Consider the following 4,505-nt stretch of genomic DNA (forward strand, 5'->3'; position numbering starts at 1 on the left):
CATATAACCATTTGTCATAATGGGTTTTTAGCTCAGCCTCGGTTTTGGTGAATTTGGGCATTTCTAGGTAAATATAGGTTAGTTTATCAAAAAATACTTTTTTGGTATTTTTATCAAATAATTGCACTTCGTGATGAAAGACGGCTTTATCGTGTTTGTCTTCTTCAAATACAAAATCGAGTATTCCAATCGTATAAACTGCATTAAGTTTAAAGTTCCAATCACCTTTTTCTGCTTGTTGTTGAATTGGAAAGGTTGAGTAATATACACTGCGATCTTTGAAGTAATTCTGCTTGGCTTTTTGTAGTTCGACGATGAATTTCTCACCTGTTTCACTTTCGCAATAAATATCGAAAATCGCTTTACGAGCATCTTCATTTTGGCCAAGTTGTTCTAGTGGAAGATAGTTTAATTCTTTGATTTTTCCTGTGTCGTTTTGCAATAGTTGATTGAGGAAGTCGATTAATAAGTCTTTGTTTGGTTCTGTACCAAACAGTTTTTTAAAGCCGAAATCGGTAAATGGGCTGATGAATTTGTCTTTGATGCGCATGGTTTGACACTCTTAAAAAATCTATATGAGCAATTTAAGCTGACTCTTTGCAGATACTCAAGCCTTAATATGATAAATGCCCTGCATCTTGATGATACAGAGCATTTAAATTGTATTTAAACCTTGATAGAACAGTAAATTACATCAAAGGCATTTCATAGTTGAAATGTGTATGAGGCTGCGCTTATCTATCCTATTTAGGCTCAAGTGTTTTACCAACATTGCTCAGCACAATAGTTTTTGTTTATCTTATCCAAGGTTGCGATATAATTCCAATCCCATTGTCCGTGATTGTTAACACCTATATAAAAACCATCTTTATAAACACCCAATCCATAAATATTGTCATAGAGTCTATAGTAAACGCCTTCACCATTTGATTCAGTTTCAGGGTTATGCTGGATGTATTCTTCTAAGATAATTTCCATCGCGTTAAACAGGGCAACCGCTTTGTCTTCAAGCTCCACACCACTTTGATCTGGAGTGTTAGAATCTGTTCCATCGCCGTCTGTTCCATCACCGTCTGTTCCATCACCGTCTGTTCCATCGCCGTCTGTTCCATCGCCGTCTGTTCCATCACCGTCTGTTCCATCGCCGTCTGTTCCATCACCGTCTGTTCCATCGCCGTCTGTTCCATCACCGTCTGTTCCATCACCATTAGATGAGCCTTCTTTAGGTGTGGCGAATACTTGCACCCAATAATAGTTATATTTACTGGAGTCATCGGCAGCATAGCCAAAACCAATTTCAGTGTATTTAGCATTTAAAATATTAGCGCGATGTCCTTTACTGTTCATCCATTTTGACATGGTTACGTCTGGTTCTTCATGACCTGCTGCAATGTTTTCCCCTCTTCGGCTGTATTCATAGCCTTCATCATTGACCCGTTCGCTACCTTTTGATCCATTGCGTCCTGTATGACTAAAATAATTATGTTCAGCCATATCAACAGCATGTTTCTGTGCAGCTTCTCCTAATTTGCTAGACAGTGTTAAAGCGGGTATATCGTATTTAGCCCGTTCCGCGTTGGTTAACTTAAGCAGTTCTTGGTCATAGATACTCGCGAAGCTGGCAAGCGGAAAAAGTAGCAAACTCAAGATGAGGCTGGGAATCATCAGGAGATGGTTCGGTGTAATACGTTGAAGATAATGCATAATAATATCCTTTCCTACTCATTCAGGCATGTCGAGTGTAATGAAATAAGTGATGGTGTTGAGGCCAGTAATCACTTATTATTTTAATTACACTGATCTATTTGACTTCAGAGTATATGTAATTTTCCCATTAATATTTATGTAAGTTCAATTTGCTCATCCCTAAAGTCTGAGGCATAAAAGAACTAAAATGATTGGTTAATATATAGACTATAAAAAAATAATTGCAAATTTTAAACGGAAATACGGTCGAATTTTTGTTTTAAAACGCCTAATTCAAACATTTCTCGTTCCCAAACAGAATTGGGGAATCAGAGATCAGAGAATTCTTTAAAAATCTGGATTTATAATGCTATGATGGAATTCAGTTCATCGACAGGTAAGTTTTTTTGTAATCTCAGGATTTTTTTTCGTTTTCTCGTTGGGAATCAGAGATCAGAGAATGTCTGAGTATGTAGCTTAGAAATTTGCTGATTTTGTTTGTTCTGTGTTTTGCATTGATTTTAAGTTTGCCTTGTTTTTATGTTTTGTTTCAATATGTCGGTATCATAATAATGCATCTCTTTTGTCGTGAACCAATGGGAGTATCTCACGAAGTTCTCCTTTCAAGCTGTCAACCAATGCGTCAATAGCAGTTAAACATGTTTCTGCTCTTCTTAAATCTTCGGGATTTTCACCTATATATAAATCGCCTATGGTTTCATTGATAAATTCGATAATATTCTGTTGTTTCCAAAGCGAATTATTGACAATTTCCCAATAAGCAGGCTCAGATGTGTTTTGCATTAGTCGCTACTCCAGTTAGCAATGTATCTACTTTATGAAGAGTTAACTTGATTCAACTCATAAGGTAATTTTAAAATATAAATTGACTTATTTCAACCATCAGGATAAATTTATCTCATGAGTTTAAAATTGAGACTCGAATCTAAAATGGATGAACTTGGATATAAACCATCAAATATTGCTGATGGAGTAAATGTTAAAGTTCAAGCTGTTTATAAATGGTTGAATGGAGGAACAATTTCTATGGAAAATGCAATCAAGCTCGCTGAGTTTTTGGATGTAGAAGCGGCATGGCTCATTTTTGGTGCTGATGCAGAACAGTTAAAAGCAGAACCTGTTGATTTAGAAAAGTTGACTCGAATGATTAAAACTTTGCCCGCCCATTACCAACAAATTATCAGTGATATTGCCGAAGCGTTGAGCAATAAATATGGTTCTGATGAGAATTAATTTCTCGTTTACAAACTCTGCTTGTTATGCTTTGCGAAGCAGAGCTTCTTGGCAGTATTCCCAAATAGAATTGGGGAATTAGAGGCGCATCAAGACTGCCATAAGATGCGAGTGTCGGGATAATGTTCTTGTAGTGTCAGCAGATGTTTCGTGCTAAGTCTTGCATTATTGCGCACATCCACTTCACGTAACGCGGGTAATTCCGTGAACAGCCATGCGGGCAAACTTTGCAAGCGGTTGCTGGCTAGGTTCAAACGCTGCAAACGAGCCAAACGCCCGATGTTTTTGGGAAATTCGCTCAGTTTGTTATAGCGCAAATCTAAGGTTTCCAGATTATCGAAATGCAGCACCTGAGGAAACACTTTGTAATTGTTATGACTGATGCGCAACTCGCGCAGACTAGCGATGTAAGGCAGCTTCAGAGTAAACGAAAATGCCTTATCTGGCATCACGTTATACATGAATTCACGCCCGACGTTGTTTGACACATCCAGACATCGCAGAGACTGCCAGTTATGCTCTGGCACTCCGAACCAAGTCATGTGATTGCTGCGTACGCTCAGGCTTTCTAGGGTTTCACATAAATGCCAGTTATAACCCAGTTTGGTGGGGCGTTCGTAATACCAATAGCCAAGATCATTATTCGCCAAGTTAATATGCTTGAGGCGTAGCAATTTTGTCCAGTCGAACGGCACATAGTCAATTTGATTATGGGAAAAGTCGATTTGTTCCAAGTCTTGCATCGCTTCAATGGCTCGGGCCGCTTTGTTTTCCCAAATCCCCCATTTCAGCTTGCGATAGCGCAATGACAAACTGCGTGTACTGCGGGGCAAGGCGTTAATTTCGGCGGCAAGTTCTGGCATCTTGCTTTAAGCCTTTACAGGCAGTAACAGACGTTCGATGGCATTTATACTGCTGAAACGCCGCGCAAGAAAATCACCCAATTCCTCCGCACTTAATTCCCGTGAGTGGCTTTCGCCCATAAATTCCGCCTCGCTCAACACAAAGCGTCCTTTGCCGAGATAGTCGATTGCAAGTTCTTTTTCTTGGTGTCGGTGATACAGCCGATAGCCGTTTTGTAGTTTGGCAAGAATAGTTTGTGTGTCCATTGTTCTTAATTTCCTGAAGATTAAATAGCCATATCGCTTGGTAGAATGCTCGGATGTATTCACTCTCGAAGCAGAGCTTCTTGAACAGACACTACCAAACTGAGCTTGGTAGCGAGCTAAAACAATAAATTAAACGATCACAACTCCTCAAGTACTCGCTCAATCGTACCATCTTTACCAATACGCACATCCGCAGGCTGCCAGTATAAACTTTCAATATCCGCAGGCACACCAACATCCTCGAACTCATTACCATCAATATCGCTATACACTTCACTGGGAACTGAAAATCCCCAACCATTCGGCAATGTTCGCGTAATTTTGTCTGACAAACCGCCTTGGGTTGGCTCACCAACTAAGATTGCATTAGGTAAACTCTTCATTGCTAAAGCAAAAACTTCTCCACCACTATAAGTATGTTCCCCGATTAATACATAAACAGGTTTGGTAAAAGGT

7 protein-coding genes are annotated in these 4,505 nt (G+C 39.3%); 1 reads left to right on the plus strand and 6 read right to left on the minus strand.

Features of this window, described 5'->3' with window-relative positions; translation table 11 throughout:
• From ABXH34_RS17990 to ABXH34_RS18000, 3 genes are all read right to left on the minus strand, one after another.
• Positions 1 to 550: Rpn family recombination-promoting nuclease/putative transposase (locus ABXH34_RS17990; protein WP_353573267.1), on the minus strand; the 550-nt coding region annotated here is incomplete at its 3' end.
• 212 nt (positions 551 to 762) lie between these two features.
• On the minus strand, positions 763 to 1,704 hold the full coding sequence (locus tag ABXH34_RS17995; RefSeq protein WP_353573268.1) for a CAP domain-containing protein: 942 nt from the start codon (positions 1,702 to 1,704) through the stop codon (positions 763 to 765).
• 546 nt (positions 1,705 to 2,250) lie between these two features.
• Entirely contained in the window at positions 2,251 to 2,490 is a 240-nt protein-coding gene (locus ABXH34_RS18000) for a hypothetical protein (protein ID WP_353573269.1), read from the minus strand.
• Positions 2,491 to 2,607: 117 nt separating this feature from the next.
• On the opposite strand from ABXH34_RS18000, the gene ABXH34_RS18005 reads away from it, so the two are divergent.
• Positions 2,608 to 2,940, plus strand: coding sequence for a helix-turn-helix domain-containing protein (locus ABXH34_RS18005; protein ID WP_353573270.1), 333 nt, complete (start codon positions 2,608 to 2,610; stop codon positions 2,938 to 2,940).
• Between the two features lie 89 nt (positions 2,941 to 3,029).
• Here the strand turns inward: ABXH34_RS18005 and ABXH34_RS18010 are convergent, their stop codons facing one another.
• From ABXH34_RS18010 to ABXH34_RS18020, 3 genes are all read right to left on the minus strand, one after another.
• Positions 3,030 to 3,803: a leucine-rich repeat domain-containing protein gene (locus ABXH34_RS18010; protein ID WP_353573271.1), complete on the minus strand. Its 774-nt coding sequence runs from the start codon at positions 3,801 to 3,803 to the stop codon at positions 3,030 to 3,032.
• A gap of 6 nt (positions 3,804 to 3,809) precedes the next feature.
• Positions 3,810 to 4,049, minus strand: coding sequence for a hypothetical protein (locus ABXH34_RS18015; RefSeq protein ID WP_353573272.1), 240 nt, complete (start codon positions 4,047 to 4,049; stop codon positions 3,810 to 3,812).
• 137 nt (positions 4,050 to 4,186) lie between these two features.
• On the minus strand, positions 4,187 to 4,505 hold a 319-nt coding region (locus ABXH34_RS18020), incomplete at its 5' end, for a S41 family peptidase (protein ID WP_353573273.1).

It is taken from the genome of Candidatus Albibeggiatoa sp. nov. BB20, from assembly GCA_016744725.1.
In the GTDB taxonomy this organism is placed as follows: domain Bacteria; phylum Pseudomonadota; class Gammaproteobacteria; order Beggiatoales; family Beggiatoaceae; genus Albibeggiatoa.